At 40.5% G+C, this 15,496-nt stretch carries 16 protein-coding genes and 2 pseudogenes; 10 read left to right on the top strand and 8 right to left on the bottom strand.

All coding sequences use genetic code 11. The features are described from left to right. Positions 1-68 precede the first annotated feature (68 nt). Positions 69-239, bottom strand: coding sequence for a hypothetical protein (locus tag LC653_RS28770; protein ID WP_229498065.1), 171 nt, complete (start codon positions 237-239; stop codon positions 69-71). On the opposite strand from LC653_RS28770, the gene LC653_RS28765 reads away from it, so the two are divergent. Further along, positions 238-525, top strand: a complete 288-nt coding sequence (locus tag LC653_RS28765; protein ID WP_229498064.1) for a DUF5348 domain-containing protein — start codon at positions 238-240, stop codon at positions 523-525. The genes LC653_RS28770 and LC653_RS28765 overlap by 2 nt on opposite strands. A 448-nt stretch (positions 526-973) precedes the next feature. On the opposite strand, the gene LC653_RS28760 is transcribed toward LC653_RS28765, so the two are convergent. The 7 genes from LC653_RS28760 to LC653_RS28730 form a co-directional block, all read right to left on the bottom strand. Further along, entirely contained in the window at positions 974-1,201 is a 228-nt protein-coding gene (locus LC653_RS28760) for a hypothetical protein (protein WP_229498063.1), read from the bottom strand. 409 nt (positions 1,202-1,610) lie between these two features. Beyond that, positions 1,611-2,117, bottom strand: coding sequence for a hypothetical protein (locus tag LC653_RS28755; RefSeq protein WP_229498062.1), 507 nt, complete (start codon positions 2,115-2,117; stop codon positions 1,611-1,613). Further along, a complete protein-coding gene (locus LC653_RS28750) occupies positions 2,110-3,351 on the bottom strand; it encodes a hypothetical protein (RefSeq protein WP_229498061.1) in 1,242 nt (413 codons plus the stop codon). Before LC653_RS28750 ends, LC653_RS28755 begins: the two co-directional genes overlap by 8 nt. 231 nt (positions 3,352-3,582) lie before the next feature. Then, positions 3,583-4,026 (bottom strand): hypothetical protein, encoded by a 444-nt coding sequence (locus LC653_RS28745; protein ID WP_229498060.1) that lies wholly within the window; start codon positions 4,024-4,026, stop codon positions 3,583-3,585. A 168-nt stretch (positions 4,027-4,194) separates the two neighbouring features. Beyond that, on the bottom strand, positions 4,195-4,869 hold the full coding sequence (locus LC653_RS28740; protein WP_229498059.1) for a hypothetical protein: 675 nt from the start codon (positions 4,867-4,869) through the stop codon (positions 4,195-4,197). Between the two features lie 85 nt (positions 4,870-4,954). Continuing rightward, the gene (locus LC653_RS28735) at positions 4,955-5,494 is read right to left on the bottom strand and encodes a hypothetical protein (protein WP_229498058.1); all 540 of its coding nucleotides are present in this window, start codon (positions 5,492-5,494) and stop codon (positions 4,955-4,957) included. 86 nt (positions 5,495-5,580) lie between these two features. Next, positions 5,581-5,832 (bottom strand): helix-turn-helix domain-containing protein, encoded by a 252-nt coding sequence (locus LC653_RS28730; RefSeq protein WP_229498057.1) that lies wholly within the window; start codon positions 5,830-5,832, stop codon positions 5,581-5,583. 181 nt (positions 5,833-6,013) lie between these two features. Here LC653_RS28730 and LC653_RS28725 point away from each other — a divergent pair, with 181 nt between their 5' ends. The 9 genes and pseudogenes from LC653_RS28725 to LC653_RS28685 form a co-directional block, all read left to right on the top strand. Next, entirely contained in the window at positions 6,014-6,220 is a 207-nt protein-coding gene (locus LC653_RS28725; protein WP_229498056.1) for a hypothetical protein, read from the top strand. Between the two features lie 35 nt (positions 6,221-6,255). Next, positions 6,256-6,837: a hypothetical protein gene (locus LC653_RS28720; RefSeq protein WP_229498055.1), complete on the top strand. Its 582-nt coding sequence runs from the start codon at positions 6,256-6,258 to the stop codon at positions 6,835-6,837. A gap of 9 nt (positions 6,838-6,846) precedes the next feature. Then, positions 6,847-7,056, top strand: a complete 210-nt coding sequence (locus LC653_RS28715) for a hypothetical protein (RefSeq protein WP_229498054.1) — start codon at positions 6,847-6,849, stop codon at positions 7,054-7,056. 667 nt (positions 7,057-7,723) lie between these two features. Further along, positions 7,724-7,855 (top strand): annotated as a pseudogene (locus LC653_RS28710) (transposase); the annotation flags it as partial. Positions 7,856-7,920: 65 nt separating this feature from the next. Next, positions 7,921-9,270, top strand: coding sequence for a radical SAM/SPASM domain-containing protein (locus LC653_RS28705; RefSeq protein ID WP_229498053.1), 1,350 nt, complete (start codon positions 7,921-7,923; stop codon positions 9,268-9,270). A 338-nt stretch (positions 9,271-9,608) separates the two neighbouring features. After that, positions 9,609-10,811 carry an MFS transporter gene (locus LC653_RS28700; protein WP_229498052.1) on the top strand — a complete coding sequence of 401 codons (1,203 nt, stop codon included), beginning with the start codon at positions 9,609-9,611 and terminating at the stop codon, positions 10,809-10,811. A gap of 422 nt (positions 10,812-11,233) precedes the next feature. Then, positions 11,234-11,494: a hypothetical protein gene (locus LC653_RS28695; RefSeq protein ID WP_229498051.1), complete on the top strand. Its 261-nt coding sequence runs from the start codon at positions 11,234-11,236 to the stop codon at positions 11,492-11,494. Between the two features lie 63 nt (positions 11,495-11,557). Then, positions 11,558-14,281, top strand: coding sequence for an IPT/TIG domain-containing protein (locus tag LC653_RS28690; RefSeq protein ID WP_229498050.1), 2,724 nt, complete (start codon positions 11,558-11,560; stop codon positions 14,279-14,281). 606 nt (positions 14,282-14,887) lie between these two features. Next, a pseudogene (locus LC653_RS28685) lies at positions 14,888-15,040 on the top strand (IS4 family transposase); the annotation flags it as partial. Positions 15,041-15,496 lie beyond the last annotated feature (456 nt).

Genomic DNA, 15,496 nt, shown 5'->3' with positions numbered 1-15,496 from the left:
CTAAGAATGAGAAGCGATATCTTCGATGGGCTACGCCTACGCGCTTGCATCTTGATGATTACGTCATCCTACTTCTGTGGCTGATTTGAGGGAAGCTGACAAGTCCCCTTTTGGAACTGGTACTCAATTCCCAGCCCTTTTAAATAAAAGCTCACTTTCCTTGCAACCGGATAGCAGGGCAGCAAAGATAGGAGCGATCGCTTGTGTAGACCATAACCAATGCTATCAGGCTTTTTCATGCCAAGATTCTTAGAGGAAAGGAGGAGCGATACCTACGGTGGTAAACTACGCATTATGGAACACCTAGAGCTACGGCAAGAAAGCGGTGGAAGCCGCCTTTATTTGATGGATAAACCTATCCATGCAGGTGATTGTCTGGAAGTTTTGATATCAGAAAAATGGTTTCCTGCTCGTTGTGAGTGCTACAGAGAGAAGGGAAACTTTAACTGGTATCTAATTGTCTTCAAGCCAGAAGGCGAAGATGTTATAGAAGATTGTAATAGTGTGCTGTGTCGTTTTTCTTAGAGGATGAGTAACGAACGCTTTGGTAGAGCGATCGCACTACAACTAGTCATTAACTAAAAATGTATTATCATCCTTTGAAAATAATACTTCATATCCAAATTCAACTACAAAAACCTTTGTCAGTTCATACTTTTCATTTCTGTCAGTAAATAAGCAGTTAACTGTTTTAATTTCTTGAGTACCTGAATTGCAGTATTTAAATGTTGCTGTTATCGTTCGTGCTTTCATATTTTCTTAGAGGAAAAGTGAGGAGTAGCGTAGGCGCAGCCCGCCGTAGACATCGCTAATTGCTTCTTAGTTTTGCCGACATATCTTGTTCCATCATATAAGCATGGGCTTTCTTCTTTATATTGATATGGATATTTATATGTGGTGCAAATTGCGATCACTTCTCTATCCTTAGCGACTGGGCTGGTTGCGAGAATTGTTAAGGCGTCAGATAATTCGATCATATATTTCCAAAAGCGCACAGTGCAATTTGAAGATTAACAATTCTTTCTGTCGTGAGCGTTTTTAGCCTTGTCATCATATTTTCAAAGTCAGGTCTATCAAAAGGTTTTTCTTCACTATTTTCATAATGTTCTGCAACTTTTTCAAGAAAGTAGGCTGGATGCCAATCATCCTGCATATCTACAATTATCAAAAATTCAAGTTGTTTTTCATTTAGTATTAACAAGTTATTTACCTTTCCTTTGGAATAAAGAAATTAGAAATTAGTTAAAAACATATCTTGGCTTCATTATCTTCATCACCTGGATACCATGCCTTAAAATCGTACCCGTCGATAGTTTTTTGATAATCATATTCCATATCTAAAGCTTGGGCAGCTTCGATAAACTCTTCTAATGTGCCGTCACAGTAATTAACATATTCACTACCTATCGCCTCAATAATTGCTTTAGCTGCATAAAGAAAGTTGAATAGATATCAATTGACTCTGATGTTGCCAAGTTTGGCAAATGCGACAGCTGTAGCCCCAATCATATTTTAAATCCTTGTAATGATGGGTTTTCATTTCGCAATTGCGGCAGTATAATAATTTTGAAAGGTCTAATGCAGTTGTCATAGTATTAATAACTAATTGTTTATAAGCTTAGTTTTCCCGATAGAAAATAGATTGCGATCGCAACTACTAAAATAATTATTCCTGCAATTAACAATGCTCCTCCAATCTCCGGCACTTCAAACCCTAGCCCCACTTCATTGAGGAAAATAACCTCTACACCCATACGTCGGAAATCTCGCGCCACCCGTGAGGCTTGCTCATACTCTGACTCGTCTGTTGGTGCAAGACCTACAACTACGCGGCGTTTAGGAAATACCCACATCAGTTTAGGCCCGTAGAAAGTGTAAAGCTCAGTTTGAGCTACAGCATGAAAAATATTGTCACGGGTCAACCACTTCTTAATTTCATAGACCGTTAACCAAGTGCTGATGTCAATTCGCCTTGTTGATGCAGGAGTTTTGACCCTCACCTCATCAGGGGCAGCGAGAAACCACCAACGCTGTAGCCGTTTTTGAATAAGCAGCTGTAAATCTCGTTCTGCCCAGTAATCAGGGAGATAGCGATCGCAAAAATCTAAACTATTCATTAATAATCCTCCTGTCTCGTGTCTTTGGTTGAATACCTGCATCTCTCAAAATCTGGTGCAGCCGCGCCCGCGCCGATTGGAAGCCATCACCATCGCCCGACTTATAACCCCAAGTCCTGAAGATAATTTCCTTTTGGTTTCTGATAACTGGGTCGTGGAAACACCACAAATAACCGACCCAATCACGCTCTATTTGCCTGATTGCTCCATAGGGGGGAAGCTTCGCCTTTGGTTCTACGAACCCCATCAGCCTTTCATCGAACTCTTTATTGGGTTGGGGCGAACTTTGTGTAAATGTTTGCTGCATAGGACTTTGAGCAAAATTATCATAAGATTCAGTCTTTATTACTCGAAGGTTTGGGGGATTCGGTGGAGGGTTCGGCGAAGGGTTTGGGGGTTCTCCGTCGAAGGGTAAAGATGGTAGCCTGACCATTTCTTGCGGTTTTAGCCATATCTGCACTGCCCCACGCAGAGTTGCAAACTTGGGAGCTTCGGCGAGTTCCATTTCAATATGCAAATAATTAGCCCATTTCTCAATTGCTTTCTGTCCCCCATCCTGGGGCTTAAGCCGTGCCACTACATAGCCATCAGGGTCAAGGGATACCCCCTTAAATTCACAAACCACCCGCTTATTAAGTAATAGTTCCATACAGTGACGGACAAGAATCATTTCAAAGCTGGAACCTTCTGGCAGCGCTGGGGCCTCATACTGTGCAAGAAGCGATCGCAGTTCATCAATTTCAGATTCCAAGAGGTCAATTTTAGATTGACCCAAAGCGATCGCAACATCCGTTTCCTCTAAGAATCTTTGCTTATCCTTTTCAAATTCAGAATTAGTAACCTCAATACTTTCTAATAATTCTTGTTCACGTTTAGCTAATGCTCTGTTAGCTGCCTCTATTGATGAGTGTAACTGTTCTTCACGAGCAATAATAGCAGCTTGCTTATTATCTAATTCTTGCTGTTTTATACGTGCTAAATCATCAAGCTTTCGAGGTAATATCTCTAGTTCTGAATTAAGCCGTTTAATATCTTTCTTGAGGTTAGAATGATGATTGTTAAGATTATTAATAATTTCAAATATATTGGGTGAAGTTTTCCAATACAACAACCCACACAATACTCCTAAACCACGAGTATATATACTGTACTCCTCATTCAAAATAGGATGAGCAACAGCAGCAGCAATATTGATTGAGGCTAGGAAGTACTGTAATAGTCGCTTTATAGTCATTTCTTAAGCGATATAATCAAGCCTAAAACTATAAGAATTGTGCTAGGAATCAGGGAGATAAGCAGCATTCTGTTAGTTAGTGATACCCAAGTAAATAAATCAAATATTAAGGATGCAAGCATTAAGAAAGTGGTGGTTAGTACCACCACATATAAAGTAGGATTCATTTCATTACAGAAGATTTGTCTTGAAAAGTTCTCCGGGGGGAGTATCCCCCCGGCAGACTTTTCGCTATTTAACTTCTTCTTTAACCTTGGTTTTACTTGTTACAGTTCCTACTAAATCAATCACCTCAGCAGTAGTAGGAGCGATCGCTTTCGCCATAGAGCAGGGATTTATCCCAACTGCATAGGATTTCTTAACTAATCTTTGTCGCCATCCAATCTCGTTGAGTACACCCGCAGCCTGAGTACCTTTGAGATTAGTTTGAGCGATCGCTAATTTTTCCTTATCAGTTTGCAGTTTAGTTTGCTCAGTTTTAAGTTGAGTTTCCTGGCGTTCAGTTTTCACTTCCTGCTTATCTGCCCAAACTTGAGTTGTACGAGTTTTGGCACGTTCTCCACGAAGAGTATTAGAGCGCTGTTTCCCCTTTTCAATATGTACACCAGCTTGATAAGTCATTTCATCAATCCATTCAGTTTGAGTTGATTGAGTCTGAGTTTTTGCTGTAGCCATGTTCGTAACTCCTATAAAGTGATTGACCCCAGGCGTGTAAGTAACCTGAGATGGTGAATTGACAGAACCAAATAAGACCAAGTGCGATCGCAAGCACAAAGTCGTGAGCAGAGCGCAAAGTGGGTGTGTCACGGTTTCCGTGCGCCCAACTTTGTAAGAAAAACCACTTTAAGATTTGCGGCGGGAGCGTGGGTTTAAAGCCTTTCCCAAAGTATTCAACCCGTTTCTAATAGTTTCATCTGCGGACTTCGCAGTTTCCTCTAAGAAAATTGCCCCGATCTCATTGCCTAAAGCCCTGCCGGATTGCATGCAATTTGAGAGGTTTAAGTCAAGAAAGTTACCTAAACTGTCAATATTAGTAAGTGCTGTTTCTTCACGCTCTATGATGTCAGCATCAAGCACTTCTACAGGTACAATTTCAGCCGGAGCGTCCACCCGTTTTTCAGGTCGGCGGTTGTATCGTTCCCAAATCTGCTGTTTATATGCCTCAATGCCAATGCGGTCAGAGTTAGACTTCATTAGAGGTTTTCCACTATCATCACGGAGGATAATGGAGTCAGGCGATCGCATAGGAACTTTAGGACTAATAGCAGCCTGAAGATTGAAGAATTCTTCTCTAGCCCAGGCAGTAAACCTGTCACTATCTTTTAAGTCTGCGACCTTCCACCAGAAAACCTCTTCAAGTTTGGGAAGCCAGTTAGTTCTAATATTTGTGTCACTTGTTCCCAATTCTTTCGCCAAGTCTACAGCTGTGTAAGTTAACTTCTCTTGAAAAATCGCTCCACTTGGGGAAACCCCAAGACCGCGTTTTTCGCTTATTTGATTAAGCTTTGTATCTGCCATTGCTGCGCCTCCTGCGGCTTGGTCATGATGTAATTTACAAGAATAATTGAGAGAGCGATCGCACCACTAATAACTAGAAATTCCATCAAGCCGCCTCCTGAATATCTATCCCTGCCTCTATCAGTTGAGGCTGATTTACTGATGGTAGAAAGCCTTTGTTTCTTAGCCTGTTTCTGAAGCTCATCAAAAAAGTAGGATTAATTTCTTGCATAGCTTCTAAGGTGGAAATTGTCGCACCTTTATAAGCTGCTTTAATATCTGGATCGTTTAGGATCTCTGGGCTTCTCACAGCGTCGCCCCACATCTGAAAGTAGAGCATATAAAAGCTTTTAGCATCTCGCCGTAAAGCATCCTCCACACCACTTGCAAGAAATTCTTGTCTCAAAGTGTTGAGCATTTCATTGACAGCAGGTACATTATTTTGAGGTGTTTCATTGTATGAGTTAAGCGCATCTTGTACAGTGACACCCTGCAAAGTTTTGGGGTAGATTGCCCTCAACATCTCAAAATCTTCTGTAGAAATTGGCTCAGTAGTTGGTCTACCAACTTGTTCTAAAATTGCGCGGAGTTCTCCAACATTATTAGCCTCTAATTGGGCTTTTGCCTCTCTGAATGTTAATGACATAAGCAATTCTATTTCTAGACTGCTTTAACAATAAAAAAGCTGTCTTATGACAGCAATGTACAATGTACAATTTTTGATTTAATCCTCTAAGAAACTGTACAAGGTACAGATTTAATAAACTTTTCTCTCATCAATGGATTTTCTATAAATCGTTCATCCAGTGTTGCTAAATGCGTCAAAATTTGAGGTCGTGGAGTTCTTCTACCACATGACCAGGAGTTGACTGCATCAACACATACGCCTAACAACCTTGCCAAATCCTCATGCTTCATTGGGTGCTTAATGAGGAAATCTTGCAATGATAAGGCTTTTACAATAAAGTCGCTATTTTGTTCCATAATAAAACTGCCTCCAAGTGCTTTTGGGGGAACTGCTTACGAGCGGGAGCGATCGCAGTCTTGTCAGGGGTGCGATCGCTTTAACTTTTGTGGACTATCTTAGCACTGTACTGCTAATCTGAGGCACAATTAATCATATTGAAGCATATAAGCTGTAGAATGACGGTAGATTAAAATAATAATGGCAAAAATCGATGTAACCATATCGGACGACTTGAAAAAATTGCTGGAAGAATTAGCCTCTGATAGTGGGCAGTCGCTTTCGTCTATGGCTGCTGATTGCTTAAAGGCTGGAGCTTATGCAGAAGCAGAAAGCCGGAACAAAGTAGAAATTTACCGCCGGACAAGAAAGCAACGCATAGAGAATGAGTCTAAAAATAATGAGTAAGTTGCCAACAAGGAAATATCGCAAGGAATAACACAATGCCTGTACCCAGAACTATTGAGCAACTACAACATTTTCTAGAAACTCACGAGGATTTCGGAAAAATTAATGGAGAAGAAGTAGTTTCTGTCAGAGAGAACACAATAGAGCTTTCTAATATTTTTGTTCCTAAAGATACTTACTATAAAGCAGTTCTTAGAGGAACAGTCTTAACCTATTCCAAATCCCAAATAGCGGAATCTGCGCTAACTCTGTTTTTGACAGACGAATCGATTTATAGTAGGCAGATTATCCCTAAGCCAGCAGACCCAGGATGGTATACCACTGAGTTTCCTTGCTTTGTGCCAGGGAACAATTATGATTTAGCTTTGCAAAAAGCTAAAGAGATAGGCTTTACTGAATCAGATTTGCTGACTTATGCTTTGAATTTATTTGCAAATAATCCTGGAATAAATCAAATTTACGACGCTTACATTGAAAACTTATGTAAACAGCACAACGTCGAAGCCAACTACGTTGAATTAAAAATTTTGGGCTGGTTAAAGTATCAAGCTCGGAAAAAAAGGCTTGAACTTTCGTTGGCTGCTGGTGAGTTTGTTGATCGCGGCAAGTTACCATGAGCAACAGTTATGCGATCGCAGCTGCACTCAACTAAAATGTACACTTCAGAACAACGTCACCAACTAGAGCATGTATTTGTTGTTAAACTTGCAGCCTATGAGAATTGGGAAGTTGACCCCTCCACAATTTACTCAGCAGTCGAAACAAATCCAAGGGTAAAGCGTTGGTTAGAGCTATCAAGAAAGTTACTTGATGTAGTAGAACAGGCAATTTCTTAGAGGAAAATGGCGATCGCACCCTAAAACGCGATCGCCATCAAACTAATTACAATATTAAAAAAATGCCAGAACAAGAGACTCAGCCTCACTGACTTTCCACATCCCGTGAAAAGTCAGACCACGACAATATCTAAAATCACAAGTCATTTTTCTCTCTTGTTGGTTCGCGGATAATATCCGCGAACCAATTCTCCTTTTCCACATCCCGTGAAAAGTCAGACCCAGGCTACGGTATTGAAAAAGGAATTTTCCAATACCACACACATTATCTAGCACAGGGGGCCTGGATATTGGGGTTTTGCTCCTGTTGCGGCCGAATTGTCTACACTCGCTTCTATACCCTCGGTTGATAAATTGTTGCTATCAGTGTGTGATATCAACTGTAGACAACAGCTTCCACCGCTAATTATGCAGTTTTCTGCAATCAGGCGATCACTTTTGTGCATTCTTCAGGTATGAAAACTGCACGCAAATATGCAGAAAATGTGGATGTGTAACATTAACTTCTAATTTAATGTATAACTCATATTCAACAGTAAGATTACTGACCGCGTACCAATGAGTGATGGAAGATTTATCCAAATACTTTTGCCTTAATTATATTTAAAGCAAGGTAAAAAATCTGTTTTTGCTGCAACAGGCTAAATCTCAAACACAAAACCACAATGTCGGTTATTTCGACGGTAAAACTACGAGTGTTACTTTAGAAATAATGAATAATCACCTCAAGTTACTTAAAAGATTAGGATAGGGGTTTTGTAACTTTAGCAATTTTCGATTACGCAGTTTATTAAACTAGTATTTTACTATTAATTCTCCCTAAAAATAACCTAAAAACCTTAAAAGTTAAGTGCTAATAAGTATATGATAACCAATCAATTGACTTTAGATTTGAACCAAACCTTTCCTATTCCAAGCGATATTACGCATCATTTTATTGATAATCGACATTTATTTATCGCTACCACAGTACCGACTTGGATCGTTTTAGATGATGTATTTACTGAAGTAATTACACGTATGCACAGGGGAGCAAATCTAAAAGATTCGCTTTATGTTCTTCAATCTTATGGTTTCGAGAATGAGGCAGCTACGAAGAAGTTAAAGTCACTCCTGCGATTATTAGTTGCTTTTGACTTCACTCAAGATGCATCGCAAAAAGAGCAGACAGAATATGGAGTTGTACAACTTCATTTAACGAACCAATGCAATCTAAGTTGTCCACACTGCTACGTATCTTCAGGTAAACCATTCTCTTATGAAATAGGTTTACAAGAGTGCAAAGACATTCTCAATGTCATGCGTGAAAAATTTGAGAAAGTACACGTAACGATAAGCGGTGGTGAACCATTAACTGTTCCTTGGTTAAATGAATTGCTAGTCTTTGCTAAACAAAAGCACAATTTTGAAACAGCAATCATTACTAACGGTTTATTGTGGACGAAACAAAAAGCTGAGGCTTTGGCTCCATATCTAGATTTTGCTGCTGTTAGTTTAGATGGGGCGAGTGCCACAATACACGACGCGATTAGAGGACGTGGCACTTTTGAGCAGACTATTAGAAATATAGAAGTGATGAATTCCTTTGGAATAAGGATTGCTCTCAATATTACTGTAATGCAACGTAATAAAGAAGATCTAGTACAACATTTGCACAGTCTAGTATCCTCATTCAATTTTGAAGTAGATGTTAACTTAGGAGACTATGTAGCTGAGGGGCGTGGAGAAGATAATCCTGACGAAAAATTATCTTCATCTGAATTCAGAGAAATTTTAAGTCATCTTGTAGAGCCTTTTCTACGTAATAAATGGAAGCCTTTCCCGACACCCAAACGCTCAAATTGTGGATACGGAAAATCTTTTGCCGTGTATGCCAATGGGGATGTTTCCCCCTGTCTTTCACCACGGTTTATAAGGGGAAATATTCTAAGAAATGGAGTTAGAGAACTATTTGAGGCAATCGCACAGGAAGCTGATGATGCATCAGTCGAGCGATTGCCACTATGTAGAACTTGCGATTTGAAATATCTTTGTGGCGGCAAATGTCATCTCAATCATTTTATACATACAAGAATAATGCAACAAAATGATTGTCCTAGCAGTTACCGTGAAGATTTTTATAGGAGCTTAATAAAACGCTTTGATTCTACTCTCAACTCCTATAAGTTTTTATTAGATACAGCAGAGGAGGTGATTGGCGACAGAAAAAATTAGAAATTCACGAAAATTGCCAGGAAATTATTCCTTTACATACAGCATAGAAAGGAGCTAAATATGTCAGAAATTACAAAGACCGTATCTACATCTGAAACAATCTCAGAAACTTATCAACAGGAAGTCATAGTAGTTGAGATACCTATGGCAGCTACTTCAGAGGATAAGTACATCAATACGAAATCCGCTAACCTCAACTATGTTTCTCCTCCTCTCCTTCATAAAGCTTACTGTGCAGATAAAGAATCTCTCTAGGAAAGCTAATATCGGCAGATAAAATGCGAGCCAGGAGAATAATATTTCTCCTGGCTTTTCTATATTTTTTAAGGAAAGAGACAATGATAGGTTTATTTAAATCTCTTAAACATAAAGAATTCTTTCGTTTCTGGCTCTCACAACTAGTCTCAGATATTGGTAGTTTTTCATATAGCACTGCTCTTATCTGGTATATTTTAGAATCAAACAATAATAGTGCATATATTAGTATCGTTCTTCTAATATCATCATTACCCAAAGCTATTTTTGGAATCATCGGCGGAGTTTTATCTGATAGATATAGCCGAAAAAAAATGTTGATTATATGTGATTTTATTTCCAGTCTAATATTCTTCCTGTTATGGTTATTTTCTACATTTAATCTGCTCTCATATTCAGGACTACTGATTTTTGTTTTTATTGCAGGTATTTCTACTTCTTTATTTGAATCTAGTTCTACTTCAATAATACCGTCAATAGTTGATAAGGATGACTTACAACAAGCCAATATTCTGCGCTTCTCAAGTAGTCAGTTTATAAAGATAGTATCTCCAATGCTAGCTGGTGTTGTTATCCCTTGGATAGGTGCGAAAAGCTTTTTTATTTTAAATTGTCTATCCTTTTTATTTGCTGCTTTATTTTTTCTGCCTGCCAAAGTAGATCATCTCGCAAACATATACTCTAAAACTTCATTTACTCTTGAAATAGTAGAGGGTTTTAAAGTAATTAGTAGCAAGAGTTGGCTGTTTGCAGGAATTATAGTCGTGACGCTAGTAAATTTACTGGTAGTTGCCCCTCAGTCTGTACTCGTTCCTGTTCTTATCAGTAATAGTAATTTAGGTTCAGAAACTCTTGGTGCATATTTTTCACTATTCTCTTGTGGTATTTTAATAGGTGCCAGTGTTCTCACTAATTATGTATCTTGGAAACTAACAGGATTTACTGTATTTATAAGCCTGATATTTTTGTGTGTTTTTTCTCTTTTTTATACTCTTCAATTGAATATTTTTTTAATAGCTATAGTTGCTTTTTTTCAAGGCATTTTTGTAGGAATATTTGAGGTTATTTGGACTTTTATTTTACAAAAAAAAGTACCCAATGAATTTTTATCACGTGTATTCGCAATCCAATCAAGTCTGTCATTCACTTTTCGCTCTTTGGGTTTAGCCTTAGCGGGATACATTAGCTTTCTCTTAGGTGCAAACACCACAATCACTATTTTGTCTTTTATGATGATTGGGATCTTGATGATTTTTGGAGTAAAAATGTTAAAAATTGATAACTGATAAGAGGTTATTTATTGACTGATTTATTATTGGTGTCTAGCAAACACGTATCAGACACGAAGTGTCTCGGTGGTATCTGGGATTGTGTCTGCTGATGTCTATACTATATAAGGGTTTGGAGCTTTAGTGTCTGTGGTGTCTCATGTCCGGTGTCCGCGAAAAAGGGAGTGTGAAAAGTATTGATTTTTACTCCGTTTTTCATTATCCCACTTTGTTTATATTAAGGATATGTCTATTTAATTACAGAATTTTTAAGGAGAAATGGCAGACTTTTACCTACATTGTGAACTCTGTCTATTGCCGCTTACTTACTACCCCAACAATAGTACCCTTGAGGGTACTATTAAATATACTTTTAAACAAATACAAATAAGTAATAACTTCTACACGGTGAAACACCGATTGGAATTCTCTGCAATGCAGTGAATCAGGCTTTGGATGAGGCGCAGTGTAGCAAAGACGATATCGATCTCCTCGTCTATGTCGGAGTCGGGCGCGGTGAACTTGCGTGCGCCTTGCTTCAATATATTCATCCCGGTTTTCATCCAGGGCAAACGCATCTAAAGTATAAGAATCCTTTAATAGCAAGGGTTTGGGCGTTCCAGAATTTAGGCTATTTTTTCATCAATATCCTTGTCCAGCAATGGTTTCAGAAATTAGGTGCGTTTGCCCTGAGTATTTGAGGGACTTTCTTATTAATCAGTTGAATCGTTAGATATTAACCCACTCGAAATAAAAGGTTACATATGCAACAAAAAAAAATATCCACAATATCTGAATTCAAAGAGAGTGCCATAAAACTCCTAGATAGTCCCTTAGAATTGTGGAAATATCTTCGCGATTTCATACCTTTTGTACTCGGACCATCCATTACCGATTTTTCGCCAATGGCAGGCTTACCGGGCACTATGCTAGAAATCAATGGAACCAACTTTTCCACCACCCGCTGGGAAAATGAAGTTACGGTCGGCGGTGAAGCGGCAGTTGTTGTTCAGGCTGAGTCCAATCGGCTAATGGTGATTACAAGTTCGCAAACCAAAACAGGACTTGTCAGTGCCAAAGTTGGGACACGAACAGCAACCAGTACAAACCCATTTACCATTCTGCCCTATCCAGAAGCAAGTGCAGGGCAAGATGGACCTCCGATTAGCTTTGAGGGAACAGGACTACCCTCCCAAGGTGATCAACCCTCGACAGGTACGCTTAGAGTTCTAGTCGCTTTAGTGACTCCATCGGATGTCACACCAAGCGCAACCGCACGGCAGAATTTGTTGAATAGATGGAGCAGCGTCAGCACCTTTTATCAACAGACTAGTTACAACCGCCTGAATGTGCAGGTGGATGTCACGGCAAACTGGAATCCGCTGCTAGGTAACAAAGCTACATACATTGACGCTTCTATCGACAACATTGCCGCCGATAAGCGCGATCGTCTTGCCGCAGAAGCCGCTCAAGGAGCTGTGAATGAGGGCTTCAATCTCAATAACTACGGCATTATGTGTGTGGTGATTTGCCTCAATGGTGATTTTATTCGAGCTTGGGGCGGTGGGGCATCGCAAAACTTCCGCTTTGATGATGATGCTACCAATACCCACATCAACATCACAACAACGAATGAAGTCAACTTGGTCTGGATTCAAGAGTCGGCAGATTGGGGACGCTTTGCCCATGAAACGGGGCACAATCTGGTGCGATCGCCCAACTTCACTGCTATCGGAAATGCTGCTGCCACTCTAGGCGAGGATGTCTATGCTTCCGATCTCGTAGACCCCGCTGCCGCCAGTGCCCAAAAATTTGAAATAATGGGCGACCACGACTCTCATCCCTGCTTTTCGGCGTACCACTTAGACAAACTTGGCTGGTACAACAGTTCAAACATTTTGGACTTACAGTGGGATCGCAATTCCTTCAGTCGAGAATACGAATTGGTCGCGCATGGAACGAGTGAAAATACAGCAGGCGCTCGCTACCATATGCTTCGTATTCGAGTATCCAATGGGCTTTACTACTACATCGAAGTGCGCCAGCGCCCTGGTAGTACTAGTCAAGTGTTTGATCCGAATATTCCAGTTGGTACTGCACCAAACCAAGGTGGAATTGTGGTTTATAAAATCATTTCGGATACCATCAACAACAATCAACAAATGCGGTTTATCAGCTTGCTGCATGACTCGGTGGTGTTGAAACAGGGAGACGTAGCGACCGACCCAGCCCGTACTCTCAATATCTCTGTGGTGAATGACAATGTCCAAGCCAGTCCTCTGGTGTGTAGAGTGCGTGTAGAGTGGGCACAAAATCTCAGCCCAGATCCAAGTGGTCGGTTTGATTTGAGAATTGATCCGTGGGATGCCAGCTACCAAACCCCTGATCTCTGGATTGATCGGATTCCATTTGGTAATTTCGATCAGCCGTTAGATAGCCAAGGTCGTCCACAGGGCAATGGCGACCGCCCCAAAGTAAAGGCGATTAATCACTTGATCGGACGGGTTCACAATGACGGGAGTGACGATGCTCAAAATGTTCGAGTCACCTTCTACACAGTGACACCTCCTGGAGTTGGGGATAACGGCAACTGGACACCACTGCAAACCAAGGTTGTTTCCTCCATTACTCACGGCAACTTCGCCGATGTAATGGTCAATTGGGTACCCATTTTAGGGCAACATACCTGCTTGAAGCTCTACGCTGAAGCTCAACTCGGCGAGATTTCTTTTGGCAACAACATCGCCCAAGAAAACGTCTTTGACTTCCAAGCTGCGTCCGGTAGCCCTGCTGACCCGATTATCCTCCCCGTAACCGTTCGTAATCCGCACAAAGAAGAAAGACTGATCTGGCTCCGTGTTCGTAATGTGCCCAAAGGATTTCTAGTGCATTTTCCACACCGATGGGTCATCTTACCTGGTTTGGGTGAGAAGCATTTACAACTCACTATCGTGCCAACTGAAGATTATGCCTATTATGATCGCGTCTACCGCGATCATAAACAGGAGAATAAGTGGATCAAACCGCACGCCCAAATTGGTGTTGTTGGTGACATCCCTCGGCAGTATACCGATTTATTAGCTAACAAAAACCCTGTAGCATCAACTAGTTTGCCCATTGGTGGTGTTTCAGCTCGTGTGACGGTGATGAAACGGGTTGAAGTCCAGCTTAGGCTACGAGAAGCCTCTAAAGAGACTGTTGTCTTGGTTGGTTCAATTAAGCCAGCCCTAGCCAACCAGAGGGTAAGTGTAGACCTGTGGAATCTTCTTGACCAACGTTGGGTGCATGAAACCTACACAGATAGCGAGGGGTTCTTTAATACCAGGTTTAGCTTGCACACAAAGCCCGATTTAGACCCAGACGAAAGTGGCAAGCAAAGCAAAGGCATAAGTAAGGAGGCAATGAAACACTTTAAGGCGCAGGCATTTACGATGGATGCGGAGGTTGCCGCCGATGCATCCTCAAATGTCGTCATGATTGATCTTTAGGGACTTCCAAGCAATAAAATCACCATTTACAAGAATGACAATCATTTGTAGGGGAGGAGAAGAAAACTTCTATAGGCCCAGTGGGTGATATAGATATGGACATAACTTTTTTTGGTTGCACCTGATTATATAAATTGACAAAGTTTTCTTACTCAACTGGTTTTAGTAGCAAGACAATCAATTCGGTACTAGCTTCTTAGCTCTTTGTCTTCCCAGTTGGGGAACACTCGTTGCTTTCGAGCCATTGCTCGATTAGCTCAATTACTACTTGGCTCATTTTCTTATCCCGCATGACACAGGTGGCATGGAACCGCTTCTTCAAGTCATCCGTGATGCTAATGTGCATTTTTTACATTGATATTTTTGTAGGTAATTCTCACACAAATCTACAAATGTAAAAAAGGCGATTCCGAAAAAATACTAGTTAAAAAGTAAAAGCACTCTACTAGAGGTTGAGCCGAGATATGTGTAATTTTAAGCAAGATAATCTGAAAAAGCCTGCCCTGTATAGTTTTCAGCCTTTTTGGTAGTTTCGCCTGATTTGAGCCAAAACATAGTTGCAATGAAGCGGGTCAATATTTGCTTTTCGCCTAACACAGAGTATGTACTGTACGGTCTTTAATGTTCCAAGCCTCCCAGCAAGCAGGTATCTCCCCTCTGCGCTTGGGTTTTACTGGTACTCTCAAGGTCATTCGTGCTGCAATTCCTGAGTTTCAGCATCTCTCCAGCGAACAACTCCCTTTTTTTGGTCATGGTTGATCGTGGAGATAAAGGATTGAGAAGATTCCGCCTCGACAAGATAGAAGCAATCCTCGACTAGTCAAAAAAACTCGTTCCAAGTTTCCATCCAAAAAGCCTATTCATCGTGGCACTGGTACTCAACGCCAGCCACTCAATTTTGCCATTATTAATACTGCTTAATTCTTAACCGAAAAGTATTGAACGTAGAATTCGCTACCCCATAGTTAAAAAAACTACAACCAAGCCTCGCAAAGAGCAATCAGAATCTGCTTAGTGCTGTAGATTTTCATATCTGAAGTCTGTTTCTTTTCAACTCAGCGTTGCTGAGTCTTTTCTTGTTGCCTAGTCTAGTTCGCGGTGCGAAACTGTTGAACAAATCAAATATAAAACTTTGTTAATAATCAATAGTTACATGTGCCAAGTATTGATTATTAACAAAGCTAATTTTAACTATCCCCCCACTACTTTTGATAC

The sequence above is a fragment of the Nostoc mirabile CHAB5784 genome, from assembly GCF_020829645.1.
Classification (GTDB): domain Bacteria; phylum Cyanobacteriota; class Cyanobacteriia; order Cyanobacteriales; family Nostocaceae; genus Nostoc; species Nostoc mirabile.
Note: the sequence above shows the minus strand (reverse complement) of the source record. Positions and strands in the feature narration are given on the sequence as shown.

What these genes read in the sequence shown, in the direction of transcription:
- LC653_RS28725 (WP_229498056.1), top strand. Translation starts at nt 6,014, where the DNA reads ATGGCAAAAATCGATGTAACCATATCGGACGACTTGAAAAAATTGCTG.
- LC653_RS28735 (WP_229498058.1), bottom strand. Translation starts at nt 5,494, where the DNA reads ATGTCATTAACATTCAGAGAGGCAAAAGCCCAATTAGAGGCTAATAAT.
- LC653_RS28765 (WP_229498064.1), top strand. Translation starts at nt 238, where the DNA reads ATGCCAAGATTCTTAGAGGAAAGGAGGAGCGATACCTACGGTGGTAAA.
- LC653_RS28720 (WP_229498055.1), top strand. Translation starts at nt 6,256, where the DNA reads ATGCCTGTACCCAGAACTATTGAGCAACTACAACATTTTCTAGAAACT.
- LC653_RS28690 (WP_229498050.1), top strand. Translation starts at nt 11,558, where the DNA reads ATGCAACAAAAAAAAATATCCACAATATCTGAATTCAAAGAGAGTGCC.
- LC653_RS28740 (WP_229498059.1), bottom strand. Translation starts at nt 4,869, where the DNA reads ATGGCAGATACAAAGCTTAATCAAATAAGCGAAAAACGCGGTCTTGGG.
- LC653_RS28705 (WP_229498053.1), top strand. Translation starts at nt 7,921, where the DNA reads ATGATAACCAATCAATTGACTTTAGATTTGAACCAAACCTTTCCTATT.
- LC653_RS28755 (WP_229498062.1), bottom strand. Translation starts at nt 2,117, where the DNA reads ATGAATAGTTTAGATTTTTGCGATCGCTATCTCCCTGATTACTGGGCA.
- LC653_RS28745 (WP_229498060.1), bottom strand. Translation starts at nt 4,026, where the DNA reads ATGGCTACAGCAAAAACTCAGACTCAATCAACTCAAACTGAATGGATT.
- LC653_RS28750 (WP_229498061.1), bottom strand. Translation starts at nt 3,351, where the DNA reads ATGACTATAAAGCGACTATTACAGTACTTCCTAGCCTCAATCAATATT.
- LC653_RS28700 (WP_229498052.1), top strand. Translation starts at nt 9,609, where the DNA reads ATGATAGGTTTATTTAAATCTCTTAAACATAAAGAATTCTTTCGTTTC.
- LC653_RS28770 (WP_229498065.1), bottom strand. Translation starts at nt 239, where the DNA reads ATGAAAAAGCCTGATAGCATTGGTTATGGTCTACACAAGCGATCGCTC.
- LC653_RS28730 (WP_229498057.1), bottom strand. Translation starts at nt 5,832, where the DNA reads ATGGAACAAAATAGCGACTTTATTGTAAAAGCCTTATCATTGCAAGAT.
- LC653_RS28715 (WP_229498054.1), top strand. Translation starts at nt 6,847, where the DNA reads ATGCGATCGCAGCTGCACTCAACTAAAATGTACACTTCAGAACAACGT.